At 34.1% G+C, this 23,353-nt stretch carries 21 protein-coding genes and 1 tRNA gene; 14 read left to right on the top strand and 8 right to left on the bottom strand.

Going from position 1 to position 23,353, the window contains the following annotated elements:
- Positions 1 to 162: 162 nt before the first annotated feature.
- Positions 163 to 639 (top strand): DinB family protein, encoded by a 477-nt coding sequence (locus IEV15_RS04770; protein WP_188361370.1) that lies wholly within the window; start codon positions 163 to 165, stop codon positions 637 to 639.
- Between the two features lie 84 nt (positions 640 to 723).
- Here IEV15_RS04770 and IEV15_RS04765 read toward each other — a convergent pair whose 3' ends face one another.
- Both IEV15_RS04765 and lepA read right to left on the bottom strand, forming a co-directional pair.
- Positions 724 to 1,689: a helix-turn-helix transcriptional regulator gene (locus IEV15_RS04765; RefSeq protein ID WP_188361369.1), complete on the bottom strand. Its 966-nt coding sequence runs from the start codon at positions 1,687 to 1,689 to the stop codon at positions 724 to 726.
- Positions 1,690 to 1,830: 141 nt separating this feature from the next.
- Positions 1,831 to 3,627 (bottom strand): translation elongation factor 4, encoded by a 1,797-nt coding sequence (gene lepA, locus IEV15_RS04760; protein WP_188361368.1) that lies wholly within the window; start codon positions 3,625 to 3,627, stop codon positions 1,831 to 1,833.
- A 229-nt stretch (positions 3,628 to 3,856) separates the two neighbouring features.
- On the opposite strand from lepA, the gene dusB reads away from it, so the two are divergent.
- A complete protein-coding gene (dusB, locus tag IEV15_RS04755; protein WP_188361367.1) occupies positions 3,857 to 4,849 on the top strand; it encodes a tRNA dihydrouridine synthase DusB in 993 nt (330 codons plus the stop codon).
- Between the two features lie 90 nt (positions 4,850 to 4,939).
- Positions 4,940 to 5,446 carry an STM3941 family protein gene (locus IEV15_RS04750; RefSeq protein ID WP_308418831.1) on the top strand — a complete coding sequence of 169 codons (507 nt, stop codon included), beginning with the start codon at positions 4,940 to 4,942 and terminating at the stop codon, positions 5,444 to 5,446.
- A gap of 59 nt (positions 5,447 to 5,505) precedes the next feature.
- Here IEV15_RS04750 and IEV15_RS04745 read toward each other — a convergent pair whose 3' ends face one another.
- From IEV15_RS04745 to rbfA, 3 genes are all read right to left on the bottom strand, one after another.
- Complete coding sequence (locus tag IEV15_RS04745; RefSeq protein ID WP_188361365.1) at positions 5,506 to 6,933, bottom strand: MATE family efflux transporter; 1,428 nt, start codon at positions 6,931 to 6,933, stop codon at positions 5,506 to 5,508.
- A gap of 157 nt (positions 6,934 to 7,090) precedes the next feature.
- Entirely contained in the window at positions 7,091 to 8,290 is a 1,200-nt protein-coding gene (locus tag IEV15_RS04740; RefSeq protein ID WP_188361364.1) for an ABC transporter permease, read from the bottom strand.
- 1 nt (position 8,291) lies between these two features.
- A complete protein-coding gene (gene rbfA / locus IEV15_RS04735) occupies positions 8,292 to 8,684 on the bottom strand; it encodes a 30S ribosome-binding factor RbfA (RefSeq protein ID WP_188361363.1) in 393 nt (130 codons plus the stop codon).
- Positions 8,685 to 8,777: 93 nt separating this feature from the next.
- Here rbfA and mce point away from each other — a divergent pair, with 93 nt between their 5' ends.
- From mce to IEV15_RS04720, 3 genes are all read left to right on the top strand, one after another.
- Positions 8,778 to 9,179 (top strand): methylmalonyl-CoA epimerase, encoded by a 402-nt coding sequence (gene mce / locus IEV15_RS04730; RefSeq protein ID WP_188361362.1) that lies wholly within the window; start codon positions 8,778 to 8,780, stop codon positions 9,177 to 9,179.
- 49 nt (positions 9,180 to 9,228) lie between these two features.
- Positions 9,229 to 9,302: transfer RNA gene (locus tag IEV15_RS04725), tRNA-Ile, on the top strand.
- Between the two features lie 240 nt (positions 9,303 to 9,542).
- Positions 9,543 to 9,758, top strand: coding sequence for an Fjoh_0651 family PID-CTERM protein (locus tag IEV15_RS04720; protein WP_505661208.1), 216 nt, complete (start codon positions 9,543 to 9,545; stop codon positions 9,756 to 9,758).
- Positions 9,759 to 9,773: 15 nt separating this feature from the next.
- On the opposite strand, the gene IEV15_RS04715 is transcribed toward IEV15_RS04720, so the two are convergent.
- Positions 9,774 to 10,361, bottom strand: coding sequence for a riboflavin synthase (locus IEV15_RS04715; protein ID WP_188361361.1), 588 nt, complete (start codon positions 10,359 to 10,361; stop codon positions 9,774 to 9,776).
- A 61-nt stretch (positions 10,362 to 10,422) separates the two neighbouring features.
- Here IEV15_RS04715 and pdxA point away from each other — a divergent pair, with 61 nt between their 5' ends.
- The 8 genes from pdxA to IEV15_RS04675 all read left to right on the top strand — a co-directional run bounded on the left by pdxA (position 10,423) and on the right by IEV15_RS04675 (position 18,771).
- Positions 10,423 to 11,469, top strand: a complete 1,047-nt coding sequence (pdxA, locus tag IEV15_RS04710) for a 4-hydroxythreonine-4-phosphate dehydrogenase PdxA (RefSeq protein WP_188361360.1) — start codon at positions 10,423 to 10,425, stop codon at positions 11,467 to 11,469.
- A gap of 84 nt (positions 11,470 to 11,553) precedes the next feature.
- On the top strand, positions 11,554 to 12,093 hold the full coding sequence (locus IEV15_RS04705; RefSeq protein WP_188361359.1) for a YceD family protein: 540 nt from the start codon (positions 11,554 to 11,556) through the stop codon (positions 12,091 to 12,093).
- A 9-nt stretch (positions 12,094 to 12,102) separates the two neighbouring features.
- Entirely contained in the window at positions 12,103 to 12,297 is a 195-nt protein-coding gene (gene rpmF / locus IEV15_RS04700; RefSeq protein ID WP_008465217.1) for a 50S ribosomal protein L32, read from the top strand.
- Between the two features lie 162 nt (positions 12,298 to 12,459).
- Positions 12,460 to 13,458, top strand: coding sequence for a beta-ketoacyl-ACP synthase III (locus IEV15_RS04695; RefSeq protein WP_188361358.1), 999 nt, complete (start codon positions 12,460 to 12,462; stop codon positions 13,456 to 13,458).
- Positions 13,459 to 13,484: 26 nt separating this feature from the next.
- Positions 13,485 to 13,976: an acetyl-CoA carboxylase biotin carboxyl carrier protein gene (gene accB, locus IEV15_RS04690; RefSeq protein WP_188361357.1), complete on the top strand. Its 492-nt coding sequence runs from the start codon at positions 13,485 to 13,487 to the stop codon at positions 13,974 to 13,976.
- A 98-nt stretch (positions 13,977 to 14,074) separates the two neighbouring features.
- Complete coding sequence (gene accC / locus IEV15_RS04685) at positions 14,075 to 15,421, top strand: acetyl-CoA carboxylase biotin carboxylase subunit (RefSeq protein WP_188361356.1); 1,347 nt, start codon at positions 14,075 to 14,077, stop codon at positions 15,419 to 15,421.
- Between the two features lie 304 nt (positions 15,422 to 15,725).
- Positions 15,726 to 17,228, top strand: a complete 1,503-nt coding sequence (locus tag IEV15_RS04680) for a glycosyltransferase family 2 protein (protein ID WP_188361355.1) — start codon at positions 15,726 to 15,728, stop codon at positions 17,226 to 17,228.
- A gap of 208 nt (positions 17,229 to 17,436) precedes the next feature.
- Positions 17,437 to 18,771 carry a sigma-54-dependent transcriptional regulator gene (locus tag IEV15_RS04675; RefSeq protein WP_188361354.1) on the top strand — a complete coding sequence of 445 codons (1,335 nt, stop codon included), beginning with the start codon at positions 17,437 to 17,439 and terminating at the stop codon, positions 18,769 to 18,771.
- On the opposite strand, the gene IEV15_RS04670 is transcribed toward IEV15_RS04675, so the two are convergent.
- Both IEV15_RS04670 and IEV15_RS04665 read right to left on the bottom strand, forming a co-directional pair.
- Entirely contained in the window at positions 18,760 to 21,174 is a 2,415-nt protein-coding gene (locus IEV15_RS04670; protein ID WP_188361353.1) for a hybrid sensor histidine kinase/response regulator, read from the bottom strand. The two genes, IEV15_RS04675 and IEV15_RS04670, sit on opposite strands and share 12 nt — an antisense overlap.
- Before the next feature lie 82 nt (positions 21,175 to 21,256).
- The gene (locus IEV15_RS04665; protein ID WP_188361352.1) at positions 21,257 to 23,161 is read right to left on the bottom strand and encodes a S9 family peptidase; all 1,905 of its coding nucleotides are present in this window, start codon (positions 23,159 to 23,161) and stop codon (positions 21,257 to 21,259) included.
- Between the last annotated feature and the right edge of the window lie 192 nt (positions 23,162 to 23,353).

Raw genomic sequence — 23,353 nt, 5'->3', positions numbered from 1 at the left:
GTTTTTAACGTTTAAAAACGTATTCTAACAAAATAGGATTGATTTTTTAAAATAAAACGTATAATTAGATCTGATTTTTATGTGTTAAAATACAATCCTACTGACAAACTGTTGTCACTTGGTGCTTTTAGCTTTGCTTCATTAATCATTAAATAATAAATTATGACAACAACAGCCCAAGTAATTAGTAAAGAAGATTTGTTAAAACACTGGCAAGGTCACCGTTCGCTAACCCGAAGAGTGATTGAAGCCTTTCCTGAAAAAGATTTTTTTGAATTTTCTGTTGGCGGTATGCGAACGTTTGCCGAATTGACTTCCGAATTGTTAGCCATTGGAGCTCCGGCCATGAAAGGCATCGTGAACCGGGAAGTAAAACCGTATGACGAAAACACCGATAACGGGAAAACCAAAGCAGAATACTTAGCAAAATGGGACAAAGCCACCGAAGAAATTAATCACTATTGGAGTTTGTTACCGCTAGAAGATTTCGATAAGACTTTTAATCTTTTTGGACAATATGAATTTCCGATTATCCATAATATCCTTTATTTTATTGATAACGAAATTCATCATCGTGGACAAGGATATGTGTATTTGAGAGCTTTAGGAATTGAACCGCCTTTTTTCTGGGAGAGATAGTTTTCTAACATTAAAATTTTGAATCATTAAGGTGTTAAGAATCATTAAGTTGTTTTCTTAATGTCTTAATGGTTCAAAAAAAAGTCATTTCAAAATCTTCCTTTTAATAGTTTCCATCAACTCCAAAACCCTTACTTTCAATCGTTCCGGTTCAAGAATCGTAGCAAAGTCGCCAAACATTAGAAAAAATCTGGGGAAACCATCTTCAATGTCTTTGCATAAAAAAGTCATTTCTACGTTATTTCCAACTACTTTCTCAGAGACAAATCCGTGGTATTTCCGTTCGCCGGAAAGGTATTTTGCCATTTTCTTTTCAATAGAAATAACGACTTTTGTGGTGGGAAATTCTTCTTTGTCTTTATTCAAGTAATATTCCAATGCTTCGTGCTCTTTCGTGAAAGCGATTTCTGTTTTTAGGATGTTGTGAATGCGGTCCGTTCTAAACTGACGGTAATCTTTCCGCAAATGGCAATAACCCAACACATACCAATTGTTATGGTCGTGAAAAACACCCACCGGTTCGATAGTTCGTGCAGTATTTTCATCGGCTTCAAAAGCTTGGTAATCCAAAATCAATTGCGTTTTGTCTGCAATACTTCTGAAAATAAAAGCCAAGGCATGCGGAACTTGTTTTGGAAAAGTTTTTTCCAACGGTTGCATCACGACATTGGATTCGATGGTAGAAACCCAATCTTTGTCGGCACTTTTCAACACAGCTTTCAACTTAAACATCGCTGATGCATACTGATCGCCAATTGATTTATCGGAAAATTTCTCCATCAGTTTTTCGGCAGCTATGAAACTTTCGGCTTCTTCTCGAGTAAACATAACTGGAGGCAATCGATAACCTTCTAACAAAGAATAACCCAAACCGGCTTCGCTGTAAATGGGAACTCCCGAAGCTTCCAACGTTCGAATATCTCGGTAAATGGTTCGCAAACTCACCTCAAAACGAGTAGCCAATTCGTGTGCTTTCACAATCTTTTTGGATTGTAACTGAATTAAAATGGCGACAATGCGGTCAAAGCGTTTTGGGGTTTCGTCGTGCATAAAAAGGCGTTTGTCAAATATAGAATTTTTATTTTAATGGATTTGAAATTTAACCAAAGGTTGAAAACGTGGGCTAACAAAAAACCCAACAACTCTCGTCATTGGGTTCTCCTATATTTTCTCAGCCACTCAGCGTCTCTTCTAATCATTCAACTTCAACACCGCCATAAACGCCTCTTGTGGAATTTCTACATTACCAACCTGACGCATTCTCTTTTTACCTTTTTTCTGTTTTTCCAACAATTTTCGTTTACGGGAAATATCTCCACCGTAACATTTGGCGGTTACGTCTTTTCGTAACGCTTTTATCGTTTCACGAGCAATGATTTTTGCACCAATTGCCGCTTGAATTGGAATGTCAAACTGTTGTCTCGGAATCAATTCACGCAGTTTTTCACACATTTTTTTACCAATATTATACGCATTGTCTTCGTGAATCAACGCAGACAAAGCATCGACCGATTGAGCGTTTAATAACACATCTAATTTTACTAATTTCGATGTACGCATCCCAATAGGCGAATAATCAAACGAAGCATATCCTTTGGAAACCGTTTTCAAACGGTCATAAAAATCAAATACAATTTCTGCCAACGGCATATCAAAATTCAATTCAACTCTTTCAGTAGTTAAATAGGTTTGATTGGTAATTACACCGCGTTTTTCAATACACAAACTCATCACGTTCCCCACAAATTCCGATTTCGTAATGATAGTTGCTTTAATATACGGTTCTTCTACACGATCCAATTTTGATGGTTCCGGTAAATCGGATGGATTGTTTACAATCAAAATCGTATCCGGTTCTTTTTTGGTAAAAGCATGATACGAAACGTTCGGAACTGTTGTAATCACAGTCATATCATATTCACGTTCCAAACGTTCTTGAATGATTTCTAAATGCAACATTCCTAAAAATCCACATCGGAAACCAAATCCTAAAGCAGCAGAACTTTCAGGAACAAAAACCAACGACGCATCGTTTAGTTGTAGTTTTTCCATCGAAGCTCTCAAATCCTCATAATCTTCTGTGTCAACAGGATAAATTCCGGCAAAAACCATTGGTTTTACATCCTCAAAGCCTGTAATCATATTGGTGGTAGGGTTTTTAGCATCGGTCAATGTATCACCTACTTTTACTTCTTTTGCTTCTTTGATGCCCGAAATTAAATAGCCTACATCACCCGTCGAAATCACGTTTTTCGGAACTTGATTCAACTTTAATGTCCCTACTTCATCGGCAAAATATTCATTTCCGGTTGCCATGAATTTAATCTTCTGACCTTTTTTAATTTCCCCGTTTTTCACACGGAAAATTACTTCAATACCACGAAACGGATTGTAATGTGAGTCAAAAATCAACGCCTGCAACGGTTCATCAACATTCCCTTTGGGTGCAGGAATTTTTTCAATAATCGCAGCCAAAATATTTTCTACACCAAAACCGGTTTTACCTGAAGCGTGAATAATATCTTCTAATTTGCATCCTAATAAATCAATAATATCGTCGCTCACTTCCTCCGGATTGGCACTTGGCAAATCCACTTTATTCAACACCGGAATAATTTCCAAGTCGTTTTCTAAAGCCAAATATAAATTGGAAATCGTCTGAGCCTGAATACTTTGTGCCGCATCCACAATCAACAAAGCCCCTTCACAAGCGGCTATAGATCGCGAAACTTCATACGAAAAATCAACGTGTCCCGGCGTATCAATCAAATTCAAAATATATTTTTCGCCTTTGTACGTATATTCCATTTGAATCGCGTGACTCTTAATCGTAATCCCACGTTCACGCTCTAGATCCATATTATCCAGCAACTGAGCCTTTTCCTCACGAGCCGTCACAGTTTGCGTAGCCCCCAATAATCGGTCGGCCAGCGTACTTTTTCCGTGGTCAATGTGAGCAATAATGCAAAAATTTCGTATGTTCTTCATCTTCGTTTAATTCAAATTTTTTGGGCGTTCCCCAAGGGTCGGGCTGTCCGCTATATCTTTTGTTCCGCAAGCTCCACAAAAGGATGCCGCTCCCATCCCTAACGCAAACCCTGCTCCTTAGCGAATTGTGTGCAAATATAAAGCAAAGTTTTCATTTTTAGGTTTGAAACTTGAAACCTTAAACCTGAAACCAACAAAAATTAGTATTTTTGCAAAAAATTTAGTTCCAATGCCAACAATCGGAAACATCATCTTACCCGACTTTCCCTTACTTCTTGCACCAATGGAAGATGTGAGCGATCCGCCGTTTCGTCGCTTATGCAAATTGCACGGAGCCGATTTGATGTATTCTGAATTTATTTCGTCCGAAGGATTAATTCGTGATGCAATGAAAAGCAAAATGAAACTCGATATTTTTGATTACGAACGTCCGGTTGGAATCCAAATTTTTGGTGGCGATGAGGAAGCGATGGAAATGTCTGCCAAAATTGTAGACACAGTTCAACCCGATTTAGTTGATATTAATTTTGGTTGCCCGGTTAAAAAAGTCGTTTGCAAAGGAGCCGGTGCAGGAGTTTTAAAAGATGTTGATTTAATGGTTCGATTAACCAAAGCCGTTATAAAAGGAACCAATCTTCCCGTAACAGTAAAAACCCGTTTAGGTTGGGATGAAAATTCCATCAACATTGATGAAGTCGCTGAACGTTTGCAAGACATTGGTGTGCAAGCCTTAACCGTTCACGCCCGAACGCGTGCACAAATGTATAAAGGTCATTCTGATTGGTCGCACATTGCTCGTGTAAAAAACAATCCGAGAATTACGATGCCTATTTTTGGGAATGGTGACATCGATTCGCCCGAAAAAGCATTGGAGTATAAAAATAAATATGGTCTGGATGGCATGATGATTGGTCGTGCTGCCATTGGTTATCCTTGGATTTTTAATGAAATCAAACATTATTTCAGAACAGGAGAACATTTACCCGAACCTACGATGAAAGACCGCATCGAAGCCGCCCGAAATCACCTAATTTGGTCAATGGAATGGAAAGGCGAACGAGTAGGAATTTTTGAAATGCGTCGCCATTACACCAATTATTTTAAAGGCATTCACGGATTTAAAGAATACAAACAAAAATTAGTTACAACCGACGGAGCAATGCCGTTAATGGCACTTTTTGAAGAGATTGCTGAAGTTTATGCTAATTATCAGACGGTTTAAATTTACCATATAAGTTAAAATCATTTTTTAAATATTTACTTCAAAATAAAAGCGTGTCAGATACAACCACAACTAAATCTAAATAAAGATTTGCACTTTTATTCGAGTAAACTTACCGCGTTTTTTTTATTTTTGATTTCTTCAGTTTTTGTGTTTTTTGGATTTGTTTTTTATGAAAGTATATTTAATTTCGAATCAAAACCTTTAAGAAGTACATTTTTGCTATTAGCATTATTGTTGTTTTTATCTGGAATTATTATTTCTATAAAACTATTATTTCGTAAGAAGCCTTTACTTACCATTAGTACAAATGAATTGGTTATTTATACTATTTTTAGAAAACCCATATCTTTAAGATTTGATGAGATAAAGTCATTTTATTTGGTTACTTCTCATCATAAAGGGATTCCAACAAACAGAAAAATTTTCATTGAACTCAAAGAGCCTTCTCAAAGATTTAAGAACTCAGTTTATTATAGAATTACAAGAATATTCAGTTTAAGACTAGCTAATTCACAATATGGTATTCAGGCAGACTTAATCAAAATAAATCATAATGAATTGTTGGAAATTTTAAATGATAGATTGCAAAAATAAATTTTACCATATAAGTCATATAAGAAAAACTTAAATGACTTATATGGTTATTAATTTAGTTACACCACCATTTTCTTCCATTTCCCTTTTTTATACAAAATATAACCTGCAATGGTAATGCACGTTTCTGCTATCGGAACCGCCATAAAAACGCCGGTTGGACCCATTTTTAAAAACTTCGCTAAAAAATAAGCTAACGGGATTTGAAACAACCAAAACCCGAAGAAGTTAATTTTTGTCGGTGTCCACGTATCTCCTGCTCCGTTAAATGCATTGATGAGTACCATTCCAATACCGTAGAAAACATAGCCTAAGCTCATAATCTGAATCGCTTCCACGGCAATGTCTAAAACCGCTTTGTCATTTGTAAATAAAGTGATAATTGGTCGGGCAGCGGTTAACGTAACAATCATAATGATAGCCATAAAAATCACATTGTACTTTGCGGTAACCATCACCGATTTTTCGGCACGTTCAATTTGTTTTGCTCCTAAATTCTGACCCACCAATGTGGCGGCCGCACTACTCAGTCCCCAAGCTGGAAGAATGAAAAACATCATAATTCTAAGTGCGGTTTGATAACCCGCAGAACCAATATCTCCTCCGGTAGTTGCGACAAGGTTTGCCATAAAAATCCAACTGCACGAAGCAATCACAAATTGTAAAACGCCAGGAGCAGCAATTTTAACTAAGGCTTTTATCTGATCAAAATCGGGAGTTATGTAAGCCACCATCATTTTGATCACGCCTTTTCCGTTGAAGAGATGATACATTTGATAGATTACACCAATACTTCTTCCGATGGTTGTCGCAATCGCAGCTCCGGTTAATCCATAGGCGGGAATTGGTCCCCAACCGTTAATCAAAATTGGATCTAAAATAATGTTACAACCATTTGCCAACATCAAACTTTTCATTGCAATGGCGGCATTTCCTGCACCACGGAAAATTCCGTTGATTAGGAAAAGCAACATAATGGAAACGCTTCCTCCCATCATAATTTGAACAAACGAAGTTCCGTAAACAGCTGATTCTTGCGAAGAACCCATCCAAATTAAAATATCCGTCGCATAAATGATTCCGAAAATGCTGAGAATGGTATTTACAGCAACAGCAATTAGTATCGCCTGCATACCAGCTTTTGCCGCAGCAACCGGATCTTTTTCTCCAATTCTTCGGGCAACAACCGCTGTGGCTGCCATACTGATTCCGATGGCTAATGAATAAATTATAGTGAGAACCGATTCGGTTAATCCAACGGTTTGAACGGCAAAACTGCTGTTCTCTAAGTGACCAACAAAGTACAAATCGACTAAAGCAAAAACCGATTCCATCATCATTTCTAACACCATCGGAATGGCGAGTAGAATGACGGCTGTTTTTATTTTTCCGGAAGTATAATCAAAATCGGCTTCGCCTTTTAAAGCCATTTTTATAGTAGAAAAGATACGTGAAAACATACCTTTTGATAGTTTATTTTCTGTCATTTTTTGATAAAGATTAAGTGAATAAAAATTTATCTGATAGAACTTTCAGATTAAATTAAAGCGAGAAATACGTCTTTATACGAAATAAGGACAAAAAAATACTATCATATTTCTTGAAGTGAACTACAAATGTAAATTTATTTTTGATAGAAGGAAATTATTCCAATAGTTTTTTGTTTACCCTACTGCTGGCTATCCAGGAGGACAATAGTCCTAAAAGTGAGATGGTTCCCAGAGTCAGTAAAATGTTTTTAAGAGAAAAAACTACAGGATATGCTAAACTTGGCGTAATCATGAAAAGCTCATACTTTAACTGAAGAAGTATAACAATTGACCCTAAGAAAATACCAAGTAACCCACCAATTATGCAAATTAAAAAACCTTGTGTCAGAAAAATAAAGCGTAGGTTTTGAATTGAAGTACCTAAATTGAAAAGTGTTTTTAAGTTGGTTTTTTTGTCAATTATCATCATAATTAAAGCACCAATTAAGGTAAACAAAGTGACAATTAAAACCAAAGTTAGGATCAAATACAAAATCAAATTTTCTGTATTTAGCATGCGATATAAGGATTCATTGAGTTGGCCTCTGTTTTTTATGACAATATCAGCACCTAAAATAGTTTTTAAATTTTCTCTAATTTCAGATTCATTGTGTTTTTCAGAGAGTTTAAATTCAATGTTTGTAATTTGATTGGATTTGAGTTCTAATAATTCCTGTGCAACTTCAAGGTCACAAAAAACATATTTTTGATTCAAATCTTCATTTAAAAAATAAAAACCAATTGGGTTTAATTGAATTTTGTTAAAAGCGTTATCAGGATTTTCAAAAGCCCCTTTTCCCGGTCTTACTACAAAAGCTTCAAATACATTATTAAAATCGAACAATCCAACTGATAATTTTTGAGCAATTCCAGAACCAATAACTACTTGATAGGAATCATGGTCTAACCATTCGCCTTGAAAAATGGTGTTTTCAATACTTGTAACTTTTACAAAATTAGAATCTACACCTTTAATAAAAGCTAATTGATCCTTGCCATTAAAAGTAAACAAGGCTTTTTCTTCAATAATTTTACTGTAATTTTGGACACCTTTTATTTCGGATAGTTTTTTCTCCTGTTCTTCCGAGAGAAAAAATGTTTTCCCCATATTACTTTCCACTTTCAGTTGCGGATCAAAATCATTTGTAAATGACAAGCTGAAGTCTTTCAATCCACTAAAAACTGAGAGAACTACAAACATTGCCATAGTTCCGGCAATTATTCCAAGAGAAGAAATTGCGGTAATAATATTGATAGCATTGTTTTTACTAGCACTAAATAAATATCTTTTAGCTATGTAAAAAGGAAATTTCAAGTTATGATTTTTTTCTTTTTTCTAATAAATCTCGGTTCATAACTGGATTTTCTTTCATCGAAAGTGCTTGGTCAATTTTTTCAATGTATTCAAGCGAATCATCGATAAAAAAAGTCAAATTGGGAACTTTTCTAAGTTGCAGTTTAACACGTTGTGATAAATCGTGTTTAATTAATGGCGTATTGGATTTGATGCTTTCCAATAATTCTTTGCCTTTTTCCGGAGGGAAGATGCTCAAATAAACTTTTGCAACAGATAAATCAGTAGTCACACTTACTTTTGACACAGAAATCACCAAGTTTGTAATGCCATTTTTTCTGATTTCTCCTTGCAGAATGTCCACAAGGTCCTTCTGTAAAACACTTCCTATTTTTTTTTGTCTATTCGTTTCCATTGGGCAAAAATACAACATTTTAACTTTCAAAATATATATCTTTGTCTTTTCAAGTGTTACATCAGTTGAAATTTGAATTTACAATTTTAAATAATGAGAAAAATAGAACATATTGGTATTGCTGTAAAAGATTTAGAAAAGTCAAACCAATTATTTGAAAAGCTTTTTGGAAATCCACCCTATAAAGAAGAAGAAGTTGCTAGTGAAGGAGTAAAAACTTCTTTTTTTCTTAACGGACCAAATAAAATTGAATTGTTGGAGGCCACTCATTCCGAGAGTCCGATTGCAAAGTTTATTGAAAAAAAAGGAGAAGGAATTCATCATATAGCTTTTGATGTTGAAGATATTGTTAGTGAAACTGAGCGACTTAAAAACGAAGGTTTTGTAGTATTGAATGAAATTCCAAAGAAAGGAGCGGATAATAAATTGGTTGTTTTTTTACATCCAAAATCTACAAATGGTGTATTAATAGAATTATGTCAAGAAATACAATAATAATTTTGGAGTAAATCAAAAATAGTGGTAATATTGCAACCTCAAAACCGGTCCTATAGCTCAGTTGGTTAGAGCACCTGACTCATAATCAGGTGGTCCCTGGTTCGAGCCCAGGTGGGACCACAAAAGAAACCCTTTCAAATTTAGAAAGGGTTTTTTTTGTCGAAAGACGAAGAAAATGTTTACATTAAAATAATGTTCATTCATTAAATCATTTGGAATTTAATTTTACTTTTGAGCTTTTTAACGGATAAAGTGTATAATTGAACCAATTTTGTTGTGGTTGTTCCTTTTTTTTCAGGATTTTCACTTTATTTGTGAAAAAATTTTGTTGAAGAGGAAATTTGTTTAGTTTTGTACCTTATGAGAATTGACCCTAAATGTTTAATTGTGCTGCTATTCACATTTGTGAGTTTGTCGGTATTTGCAGTAGATGGTTCAGGTCCGCCTCCACCAAGTCCACCGCCTCCACCCGGTTCGCCAATTGATACATACTTACTTGTATTAGTTGTAATTGCGATTCTCTTTGCATTCTATAAATTGAATTTATCTAAAATAAACAAAAAATCTCCACTATAAATGGAGATTTTTTTATTAAGAAAGCGAATGAAGCCTCGCCACATATTTTCCAATTACATCAAACTCTAAGTTAACTTGACATCCAACTTCAAAATTTTTAAAGTTAGTATGTTTATAAGTATAGGGAATGATAGCAACACTGAATTCATTAGCTTTCGAATTTACAACAGTCAGGCTGACTCCGTTAACAGTTATTGATCCTTTTTCAATAGTTATGTTGTTAAATGTTGGTTGATATTCAAACGTGAACAACCAACTTCCTTCCGTTTCTTTTATTGATTTACAAATTCCAATTTGATCTACATGGCCCTGAACAATGTGACCGTCGAGGCGATCGCCTAACTTCATGGCTCTTTCAAGGTTAATTAAATCGCCTTTTTTCCAACTTCCTAAATTAGTTTTTTCAATAGTTTCCTTTATGGCAGTAACAGTATAAGCAGTTTCACTAATTGAAACTACAGTCAAGCAAATACCATTATGTGCCACACTTTGGTCAATTTTGAGTTCTGAAGTTATATCTGAAGAAACAGAAAGGTGAATATTTTCTTTTTCGTAATTGACCTCTTGAATTAATCCAAGAGTTTCTATTATTCCTGTAAACATTTGCGTTTTATTTTCTTAAATTTGCACTTCAAAAGTAGCAATTATTATCCTTAAGACAATTATGAACAAAGCAGAAAATATACTGGTAGGAATTTCAATTGGAGATTTAAACGGAATTGGAAGTGAAGTTGTGCTTAAAACATTCGAAGATCCCAGAATGTTAGAGTTCTGTACTCCGATTATTTTTGCTAATGTTAAAATGTTATCTTTTTTAAGAAAAAGTCATGAATCTACTGCGTTTTTACATGGAATAGATAAACTAGACCAAATTGTTCCCGGAAAAATTAATGTTTATAATCTGTGGAAAGACAGTTTTAATCTAGAATATGGCGTAGCAAATGATGTTGTGGGAAGTTATGCAATAAAGTCTTTTGTTGCGGCAACAAAGGCTCTAAAAGAAGGTGTGGTTGATGTTTTGGTTACTGCTCCAATTAATAAATACAACATTCAAACAGAAGATTTTAATTTTCCTGGTCATACCGATTATTTAAATCAGGAATTAGATGGTGATGCACTAATGCTAATGGTGAGTGATTCTTTGAGAATTGGTTTGCTAACAGATCATATTCCGGTTACAGATGTTTCAAAACACATAACAGAAAAGTTAATTCGTCAAAAAATTTCAACAATAAAACAATCCTTAATTCAAGATTTTAAAATTAGAAAACCTAAGATTGCTGTTTTAGGGCTTAATCCACATTGTGGTGATCAAGGCGTAATTGGAAAAGAAGATGATGCTGTTTTAAGACCAACAATCCGTAAAATGTTTGATGAAGGTACTTTTGTGTTTGGACCTTATGCTGCAGATAGTTTTTTTGGAACTAATTCACATGAAAAATATGATGCAGTTATTGCATGTTATCATGATCAAGGTCTGATTCCTTTCAAAACATTGTCTTTCGGAAATGGGGTAAATTATACAGCCGGTTTAAATAAAGTCAGAACATCGCCCGATCATGGAACTGCATTTGAAATAGCCGGAAAAAATCAAGCTGATCACAATTCGTTTAAAGAAGCTGTTTATTTAGCAATTGACATCTATAAATCAAGATTTGAATATGCTCAAATCACTGAAAAACCGCTAAAAACAAAAGAAAAACAGTTTTAAACAAAAAAATGTTTATAACTGTATTGGATTTACGATAATTTTATATCTTTGCAAACCGAATTTTTGGGACAAATTGATGTTGAGATGAAAGTATCTAATGAATTTTTAATTCCGTTTATCGGATTAAAGCAAGGAAAACACCAATTTGACTATCAAATAGATAAGACGTTCTTTGATCGCTTCGAATATGATGAGTTTGAAAATTGTGCCATACAAACATCGGTTGTTTTAGATAAAAAATCAACCATGTTGGAGTTGCAATTCAAACACAAAGGAACAGTAAACGTTCCTTGTGATGTTACCGGAGAACCATTTGACTTGCCAATTAAAGGTAAAATAAAATTGGTTGTTCAATTTGGAGATGCTTTTAATGATGAAAATGAAGAGTTGTTGATTTTGCCTCATGGCGAACACCAAATTGACATTTCGCAATACATTTATGAAATGATTGTATTGTCAGTTCCATTAAAGCGTGTTCATCCGGGAGTCAAAGATGGAACATTGCAATCTGAAGCTATTGAGAAATTAGAAGAATTGGCAGTCAAAGGCGTACAAGAAGAAAATATTACAGAAGAGACAGATCCACGTTGGGATCAATTAAAAAAACTATTAACGGATAAATAATATAGTAAAATGGCACATCCAAAGAGAAAAACCTCGAAAACAAGAAGAGACAAAAGAAGAACTCACTATAAAGCAACTGTTGCTCAAATTGCAACTTGCCCAATTACAGGTGAAGCTCATTTATACCACAGAGCATATTGGCATGAAGGGAAAATGTATTACAGAGGACAAGTTGTGATTGATAAATCAGAAGCTGTTGCATAATACTTTCTTATAAAAATAAGACAAACTCTCACTATGTGAGAGTTTTTTGTTATGTCTATTTTTTAAGTAAAAATACACGCTTTAACAGTATAGATTAGATTTTTTTTTGTAATTTCCACCTCTTTTCTTGTGTTTTTTAGAAAAGATAAACAAACATCATTTATGAGTAAAATAACAGCCGCCATAACTGCAGTTGGTTCTTATGTGCCTGATTTTGTATTGTCAAATCAAGTATTGGAAACCATGGTCGACACAAACGATGAATGGATTACTTCAAGAACCGGCATCAAAGAAAGACGCTTGTTAAAAGAAGAAGGAAAAGGAACTTCTTTCATGGCAATAAAAGCCGCACAAAATTTATTAGAAAAAAGAGGTCTTGACGCTAAAGAGATAGATTTAGTTATAATGGCGACTGCAACTCCTGATTTGCCAGTTGCTGCTACAGGGGTTTACGTTGCTACAGAAATAGGAGCTACAAATGCTTTTGCTTTTGATTTACAAGCGGCATGCTCAAGTTTTCTTTACGGCATGTCAATAGCATCAGCTTATATTCAATCCGGAAAATATAAAAAAGTATTACTAATTGGAGCAGATAAGATGTCTTCCATTATAGATTACACAGACAGAGCAACCTGCATTATCTTTGGAGATGGTGCAGGTGCTGTTCTTTTTGAACCTAACGAAGAAGGTTTGGGCTTACAAGATGAAATTTTACGAAGCGATGGAATTGGAAGAGAATTTTTAAAAATAGAAGCCGGAGGTTCAATTCTTCCTCCTTCACAAAGCACCATTGACAACAAACAACACTTTGTTTTTCAAGATGGTAAAACCGTATTTAAATATGCTGTTTCAGGAATGGCAGATGTTAGCGAAAAGATTATGCAACGAAACAATTTAACTCATGACGATGTTAACTGGTTAATTGCTCACCAAGCCAACAAAAGAATCATTGATGCTACGGCAAACAGAATGGGATTAGATGAGAACAAGGTGTTGGTAAATATTGAACGGTATGGCAATACAACTTCTGCAACACTTCCTTTGCTTTTGAGTGATTTTGAAAGTAAATTAAAAAAAGGGGACAACTTAATATTTGCCGCATTTGGTGGCGGATTTACATGGGGATCAATTTACCTTAAATGGGCTTACAATAAAAATTAAACTAAACTAAACTAAACCAAAATATCATGGATATTAGAGAAATTCAAAACCTAATCAAGTTTGTAGCAAAATCAGGAGCTACTGAAGTTAAATTAGAAATGGATGATTTCAAAATCACCATAAAAACAACGGAAGCCGGAGCAGCAGAAGCTTCTTATTTCCAGCATTATCCATCATCTCAACCTATGCAACAAATGGCTCCTCAGCAAGTTGCTCCAGCTCCTGTAGCTAGTGCTCCAGCGGTACCGGCAGCACCGGCAGTTGATGAAAATTCAAAATATATTGTAATCAAATCACCAATGATTGGTACTTTATACAGAAAACCTTCTCCTGACAAAGCTCCTTTTGTAGAAGTAGGTGCAACTATTTCTAAAGGGGATACCGTTTGTGTAATTGAAGCAATGAAGTTATTCAATGAAATTGAATCAGAGGTTTCAGGAAAAATTGTCAAAGTACTTGTTGATGATACTTCACCAGTGGAATTTGATCAACCTTTATTTTTAGTAGATCCATCTTAATTTTAGATTTTTAGATTTCGGATAATTAGAATTAAATAAATTTCTAAAAGTCTGAAAATCCAACAATCCAACTATGTAATAATCTAAATTTAAAAAAGATGTTTAAAAAAATATTAATTGCCAACAGAGGAGAAATTGCACTTCGTGTAATTAGAACTTGCAAGGAAATGGGAATTAAAACTGTTGCGGTTTATTCAACAGCAGATGCAGAAAGTCTCCATGTTAAGTTTGCAGACGAAGCCGTTTGCATTGGTCCGCCTCCTAGTAACTTGTCTTACTTAAAAATGTCAAATATTATCGCTGCCGCAGAAATTACAAATGCAGATGCGATACATCCCGGATATGGTTTTTTATCTGAGAATGCTAAATTCTCAAAAATTTGCCAAGAACACGGTATAAAATTTATTGGTGCTTCTCCCGAAATGATTGACAGAATGGGAGATAAAGCTTCGGCTAAAGCAACTATGAAAGCTGCCGGAGTTCCATGTGTTCCAGGTTCTGAAGGATTGTTAGAATCATTTGAAGAAGCGGCCAAAATTGCCAAGGACATGGGCTACCCTGTAATGTTAAAAGCAACAGCCGGTGGTGGTGGAAAAGGAATGCGTGCTGTATGGAAAGCTGATGAACTTCAAAAAGCTTGGGAGAGTGCTCGTCAAGAATCCGCGGCTGCTTTTGGGAACGATGGCATGTACATGGAAAAGTTAATCGAAGAACCACGTCATATTGAAATTCAAGTTGTAGGCGATGCTTACGGAAAAGCTTGTCACCTTTCAGAAAGAGATTGTTCTGTGCAACGTCGTCATCAAAAATTAACAGAAGAAACGCCTTCTCCTTTTATGACTGACGAATTACGAAATAAAATGGGAGAAGCCGCTGTAAAAGCTGCTGAGTTTATCAAATATGAAGGTGCCGGAACTGTTGAGTTTTTAGTTGATAAGCATAGAAATTTCTATTTTATGGAAATGAATACGCGTATTCAAGTAGAACACCCAATTACGGAACAAGTGGTGGATTATGATTTGATTAGAGAGCAAATTCTTGTAGCTGCCGGTGTGCCAATTTCAGGTAAAAATTATTTTCCTCAACTTCATTCTATAGAATGTCGTATTAATGCGGAAGATCCTTATAACGAATTTAGACCATCACCAGGGAAAATTACGGTATTACACGCACCCGGAGGTCATGGAGTTCGTTTAGATACTCACGTGTATGCGGGTTATACGATTCCGCCAAATTACGATTCCATGATTGCTAAGTTGATTACAACAGCTCAAACAAGAGAAGAAGCTATCAACAAAATGAAACGTGCCTTGGATGAATTTTATATTGAAGGAATTAAAACTACCATTCCGTTTCACCGTCAATTAATGGATGAACCGGATTATGTAGCCGGAAATTATACCACAAAATTTATGGAGAGTTTTAAAATGAATGATCCGGAATAAATAAGAAAATTAATTTTATTACAATGAGCTCGATTTACTAATCGGGCTCATTTTTTTTTATCTATTTTTCAATGGTATATCATTTTAAGTGTGTAAAAAATAATGATTTGGGTAAATTTTACTCAATTTTAATAGTTATAAATTTTTATATAGTATTATTTTTCAGATAGTTATAATATAGGCATGTGACTTGCTTAGACATAAATGTAAATTCTCTATAAAATTCATTTTCTGAATTATAAACATTCAAATTAGGAGAATTTAAAAGATAAAGAAAAGTCAACTTACAAAAAAATTACTATTGATGGAGAATAAAAATCTAAATTCAACAAAATCCTACTCTTTAAAAAAGGAGAATAGAGCAAATGAACAAAATTTATATAGTTTTATTTTACCTGTTTACAGTAAATCATTACACCAAGTTTTGACGATTGGATATTATAGAATTCAAGATTATTTCACTAACAAAAATCAATCAAAAGTTGGTTCGCTAAATGGAGTGGTGTTAATCAGCACTTTTCTAGTTATGATAGGTGCGGCTTTTTTGGTATATCAATTACAGCCTAGTTTTGAACAATTTAATTTAGATCGAATGAATTCCACTTTTGGAATGACTTTTTTGGTGTTATCAATTACTTTGTTGGCTTACAAGGCATGTTTTTTTCTATTCAAAATATACTTATATCTCCGATACAAATCAATTAAATCGGTTTCTGACGAAGAATTACCTACTTGTACGATTATTGTTCCTGCATACAATGAAGGGAAACTAGTTTGGGAAACCTTAAAAAGTATTGCTAACAGTGATTACCCGAAAGAAAAATTACAAATTTTGGCAATTGATGATGGAAGTAAAGACGACACATGGTATTGGATGCAACAAGCTAAGTTGCAATTAGGTGATCGTGTAACTATTTTTCAGCAGCCTGAAAATAAAGGTAAAAGGCATGCTCTTTACCGTGGTTTTAATCTTGGTACAGGTGATGTTTTTGTGACAATAGACAGTGATTCAATTGTAAAAACGGATACGTTAAGAAATTTAGTGAGTCCGTTTGTTACCAATGAAAATTGTGGTGCTGTGGCAGGTAATGTCAGAGTGCTAAACAATGAAAAAGCCATGTTGCCAAAAATGCTAAACGTTAGTTTTGTAATGAGTTTCGAGTTTGTTCGTGCTGCAGAAAGCATGTTAGGGTCGGTACTATGTACTCCTGGAGCTTTAGCGGCCTACAGAAGAGATGCGGTTTTCAATTGTCTTCCTGAATGGATAAACCAAACATTTATGGGACAGCCTTCAGATATTGGCGAAGACCGAGCTATGACCAACATGATTTTGAAACAAGGACATCATGTTTTATTTCAAAGAAATGCACACGTGTTGACCAATGTACCTGAACAATACAAAGGGTTGTATAAAATGTTTATTCGATGGGGTAGAAGTAATGTTCGCGAAAACATCATGATGGCAAAATATGTTTTTACAAATTTTAGAGAAGGTTCAAAAGCAGGATCACGGTTACTATTCTTTAATCAATCGTTAAACATCATCATGACCTATCCGTTTTTACTGTTCATGTTGTTTTTTATTGTAACACATCCGCTGTTATTTTTAAGTTCTACATTGGCTAGTATATTGATTATATCCTCTTTTCCTGTATTATTTTACGCAAAAAGATATAATTTATCGGAATCTATTTGGGCCTATACCTATAGTATTTTGTACACTTTTGGTTTATTTTGGATAACGCCTTATGCAATAGCTACAGCAGCTAAAAGCGGTTGGTTGACAAGAGAATTACCGGCTAATTAATAGACATCACAATTGTTTTTTAAATATCAAAAAAAACAAAAAATTTAGTTGAATAAAATTGGTTTTGTTACTTATGTAGTACTAAGTTCCCTAAAAACTTAGCTACATTAAAAAAGAGGTCTCGGGGTGACCTCTTTTTTTATTTAATTATTTTTTAAGAGAATTTTCAATAGAATCACTTATTTTAGCTAAAACCAAAGTTTAACTAATGAAGAAGATTTTATTGATAGAAGATGACGTTGCTTTTTGTAAAATGGTGAGTAATTTTCTATCTAAAAATGACTATGTCGTTTCAACCGCCTTTTCTGCAAGCGAAGCCAAAACCCTTGCCAATGCCTCTGATTTTGATTTAATTATGTGTGATTTACGTCTGCCCGACAGTGACGGTATTGATCTTATGGTTGAATTAAAATCAAAAAAACCAAATGTCCCTGTGGTTTTAATGACCGGTTATGCTGATGTCACTACTGCGGTAAAGGCTATGAAAAAAGGAGCTTTTGATTATATTTCAAAACCTTTTGTCCCGGAAGAAGTTTTGTTGGTTCTATCGAATGCCCTTTCTAAAAAGGAGGAGAAAACAAATTCAAAGTTGGTGTCAACTCCAAAATCAACAGTTCCAAAAAGCAATTTTGTTAGTGGAATCAGTGCTGTTTCAAAGGCAATGAACAATCATATTCAGTTGGTAAGTCCAACCAATTTATCCGTTTTAATAATTGGTGATAGTGGAACAGGAAAAGAAGTTGTAGCAAAAGAAATACATAATTTAAGCCAGCGAAAAAATGCTCCTTTTATTGCTGTAGATTGTGGTGCTATTCCAAAAGAATTGGCAACAAGCGAGTTTTTCGGACATTTAAAAGGTTCGTTTACCGGTGCCGTAACCGATAAAATTGGACATTTTGAATCAGCCAATGGTGGCACGTTGTTTTTGGATGAAGTTGGAAATTTATCGTATGAAAACCAAATTCAATTGTTGCGTGCTTTACAAGAAAGAAAGGTTAAAAAAATTGGAAGTAGTACCGAGGTTAATGTAGATATTCGTGTGATTGCTGCGACTAACGAAGACTTGAAAGAAGCAGTAAAAAATGGCAATTTCAGGGAAGATCTTTACCATCGTCTTAATGAGTTTTCCATTAATGTGCCAACACTAAATGATAGAAAGCAAGATTTATTGATGTATGCTGACTTCTTTTTGGAAAAAGCCAATGAGCAGTTAAACAAAAATGTAATTGGGTTTTCTTCCGAAGTAATTCGTATTTTTCAAGCCTATTCTTGGCCGGGAAATCTGAGAGAATTACAAAACATCATTCGTCGTTCGACACTTTTAACACAAGGGAATTTAATTGAAAAAGAAGTAATTCCTTCTGATTTTTTTGAAGTAGAAAATCAATCTAAGTCGGTTTTTTCTAAGTCTGAAAATGAAAAAGAGATGATTATAAAAGCATTAAATTTGTGCAATGGAAATAAGTCTGAAGCAGCAAAAATGCTTGAGATCAATAGAAAAACACTTTATAATAAATTGAAATTGTACCAGTTAGAGGATTAATTCTTTTTGAAGAAGAGCAGCCAATAGTATTGCTTTTTCTTTTATCTTATCGAGAATTATTTTCATTTGATCATCTGACAGAGCTGTTTTTTCACATTCCTCTAATTGTTCCAATAACGGAATGATTTCTTTAGCTTCTAACTGTTTTGTCATGGGTAGCATTCTATGAGAAATTGCTGCTATATTTTTTTTATCAGAATTTAAGAGCGATTCTTCAATAATAGCAATATTGGAAGTAGTGTTTTCTATGAAAGCTTTTACAACTTCTGTAATAGCGGTTTTATCATTATCTAACATTGATTTCAAATTTTTCAAATTATATTCTTTTGATACAATTTCAGAATTTTCAACAGAATCATGTTTAGCAGCGATATTTATTTTTAAAATAGTACTCAAAACAGCTAATAATTCTTCAGATCGATACGGTTTATGTAGAACAGACGAAAACCCTTTTTCTAAGTAAATATTTTTGTTCATATCTCTTTGTCCCGTAATCGCAACAACCGGAATTTCTTTCGGAATTTGATTAAGCAGTTCAAAACCACTCATTTTAGGCATTTGAATATCAGTGATAATTGCGTCGTAATCTCTTGTTTTTAAAGAATTAATTAGTCGTTCAGGGTCATCAAAAGAGATAACGCTAAAATTATAAATTTTTAAAAATTCGGTGGTTAATTGTAATAGAGAGTTGTCATCATCTACTACTGCAATGTTGATTTTTTTATTTTCTTTTTCTGATAAAACTTGAATTTCTTTTTTGTTTTCGGACATTAATGCAGGTAAAGTTAATGTGAAGGTGCTTCCTTTGTTTACTTCGCTTTCTACAGTTAAATTTCCTCTTAAAATTTCTGCTAATTTTTTGCAAATGGTCAACCCTAAGCCGGTGCCGCCATATTTCTTTTCAATCGATTTATCGGCTTGGGTAAACTCGTTAAAAATTAAGTTGAGTTTGCTGCTTTCTATACCAATTCCGCTATCTTCAACAACAATTGTTAGTTGATTTTCAGTGTAAATTGCCTTGATTTTAATGTATCCTTTTTCGGTAAATTTATAGGCGTTTCCGATGAGGTTACTTAAAATCTGTCTGATTCGCAAAGCATCACTTTCCAGTGATAAATTGGCAATGGAATCCAATTCAAATTGTAGCGAAATGGGTTTGGATGTATGTAATGTTTGTATGCTTTCAGCTACTTCAACAATTAATTTATCTAATTCAAAAGAAGTGTTTTCCAGTTCAATTTTGCCGGCTTCAATTTTAGAAAAATCCAACAAATCATTCACCAATTGGTTGATGTAAATCGATGAACTTTTAATATTTGATAAGTAATAATTTTGCTTTTCAGAAACACCGCCAATACTTATTAATTCGCTAAATCCTTGAATCGTATTCAACGGGGTTTTTAAATCATGACTTACTGTTGCAATCAATTGTTCTCTTGCGGTTAAAAGCGATTCTGTTTTCTTTTTTTCAATTTCCAATTGTTTTCTATAGCGTTGGTTTTTAAGAAAGTCGTTTGTAATTAACAGAAAAAACAAACCCGTCATCACCAATCCAATAATTGCTGCGGTTGTTAAGATTGAAACAGTTTTCTGTTGTACTTTTTCTCTGGATAGATTGTTCAAATTGGCTTTTTTGATAACATCCGATTCAAACTCTACTAGAATTTCATTCAACTTTTGAGAAATAAACAAATCATTGCGGAGTAATTCAATTTCTTTATTTTTTTGAGAAGCTGTCTTGGCTTGACTGTTCACACGAACATTTTCGAGTATTTTTTTGGAGGAAACTAAAATGGAATCAATTTCTTTATCGGTTAAGGTGCTTGCTGATTCTTTAGGAACATTTGCATTCAGATAATCAACATATTCTTGATACACCCTTCGTTCATAAGTCGTGAGTTTTGTTGGGTCAACATTCAAACCTTCTAATGTAATTTTACCCATCGACTCTTCAATTCGGGTCAAATCACTCAAAGCGTTATCTATAGTGAAATAGGTGTTTTGTGATTTATTAATTTTTTTTAATTCTTCAATGTTTGACACTTTTTGGTGCAGAATTATTTTTAAACTATCTAATAAAACAACCTGTTTTTCATTGTCCATTTGTAGTCCAAACGAATCAATTTCAGTAATCAATAGTTTATTTTCTTCTCCATATAATTCAAAATCTTTTTCGAGGTTGCTTTGTATCGCTATACGGCCTAAATTATCTACATCATAGATTTTCGATATCAAAGTTCCCAAACGAATGAGTTTTTGGTTTTCCTCAACTGATTGATTTTCGTAGTTTGAAAAAAGTTTATTTTCTTTGAACAACATAAATCCTACTGCAATTACTAAAGTAGCAATGAGTAAGTAACTTACTAAAACTTTAAGTGGAATAAAACTAGATTTTGCAGCCATTCTCAAAGATAAAAATAATGAAATGTTTATCTCTTTAGGATTTGTTAAAAATGAAAAATCCCGAATTGCTTCGGGACTTTTGTTATAATGTTTCTCTCAACCAACCAAAAAATTCACGTTGCCAAACAATGGCATTTTGTGGTTTCAATACCCAATGATTTTCTTCTGGGAAAAGTATAAATCGGCTTTTGATTCCTTGTAATTGTGCAGCTTGAAACGCTTCTTGTCCTTGACCAATTGGCACGCGGTAATCTTTTCCTCCTTGAATAACTAAAATAGGAGTGTCCCATTTGTTCACCATTGTAATCGGATTAAATTGGTTATACGATTTTTGAGCGGCAGCATTTTCTTTTTCCCAATAAGCTCCACCAATATCCCAATTGGTGAAGAAAACCTCTTCGGTAGTTCCATACATACTTTCCAAATTGAAGACACCACAATGTGAAATGAACGATTTGAATCGTTTGTTGTGAATTCCCGCCAAGTAAAAAACAGAATAACCGCCATAACTTGCTCCAACGGCACCTAGTCTTGTTTTGTCAACATAGGATTCTTTTGCTACATCATCAATCGCTGAAAGATAATCGTCGATAACTTGCCCGCCCCAATCTTTACTTATTTGTTCGTTCCATGTTACTCCGTGACCGGGCATTCCTCTTCGGTTTGGTGCAACTACAACATAACCTTGTGAGGCCATCAAACTAAAATTCCATCGAAAGGAATAAAATTGAGATAAAGCTCCTTGTGGTCCGCCTTGGCAATATAACAAAGTTGGGTATTTTTTAGTCTTATCAAAGTTCGGCGGTAGAATTACCCATACTAACATTTTTTTGCCGTCTGTGGTGGTTACAAATCTCTTTTCAAAAGTTGGCAAAGCTAATTTGCTATATATTTCATCGTTTACTTTAGTCAATTGAAGCCAAGTTTTTTTCTTAAAATCATAAGAGAAAATTTCTTTTGCATGATTCATATCTGTTCTGCCAACAATAATTTTATCGCCTGAAATACCAACAATGTCTGTTACATCAAAATCACCTGATGTAATTTGACGAACTGTGATTGCAATTCTGGTTAATCCGGGAAAATTAACTTCAAACAATTGTTTGGTTCCATCAACAGGGGCTAAAAAATAGACTTTCTTTCCATCAGCACTCCAAGTAAAGCTATCTACGGTTCCATCCCAATTGGCCGTTAAATTCATATCTATTTCTTTGAAACGAACAATAATGTCATTTTTATCCGCTTCAAAACCATCGCGTTTCATTTGTAACCAAGAAAGTTCACCGTTTGGTGAAATGGTAGGATGTGTGTCATATCCTAAATTGCTCTCGGTTAAATTTTTGGTTGTTTTTGTTTCTAAATTATATTCATATAAATCAGTATTTGTTGAAATTGCATAAGCAGTTCCTGATTTCTTTTTGCTAACATAAATGATACTTTTTCCATCTTTTGACCACACATAATCTTCATCGCCACCAAAAGGTCTTTGAGGTGAATCATAAGGCTCATCTTTCATGATATCAAAAAAGGAATCGTCTTTATTCACCTCTGAAAAGCCAACATGGTTATGTTTTCCTTCATTCCAACTATCCCAATGACGATAATTTAATCCGTTATATACTTGTACATCTGATTTGTCTAATTCCGGATAAAAATCTTTACCGTGAATTTTTTCAATTTTCACTTCTTTGTGCGAAAGAATATATTTTCCGTTAGGGCAAACATTTTTATCATTTAAAAGTGCTTTGGTTTCTGTAATTTCTGTCGGAACACCACCGTTTAAAGGAATACTATATGTTTTAGAATTTGATTTGTTTTCTGTTACTGAAGGTATAGCAACTTTGTAAAGTATGCTTTTCCCGTCTTTAGAAATTCCTAGAGGAGAGACTCTCCCTAGTTCCCATAATTTTTCAGGGGTTAATACATTTTGAGCAGTTAATGACGTAATACTCATAGAGATTGCTAAAGTTAAAATGGCTATTTTCATTTGATTCATTTTTTTGAATCTATAAATATACAATTCTACTCTTTTTGAATTGAATTTTAATCAAAAAAAAAAAACAGACTATCAATGATAGTCTGTTTTTAGCATTCAGTTGTTTTGATATTTATTTCTTTACAATCAAGAACTCACTTCTTCTGTTTTCAGCGTGTTGTTCTTCGGTACAATTTTCACCAC

The sequence above is a fragment of the Flavobacterium orientale genome (genome assembly GCF_014638005.1).
Classification (GTDB): domain Bacteria; phylum Bacteroidota; class Bacteroidia; order Flavobacteriales; family Flavobacteriaceae; genus Flavobacterium; species Flavobacterium orientale.
The sequence above is the reverse complement of the archived record's forward strand: the minus strand, read 5'-3'. Positions and strand labels throughout refer to the sequence as shown.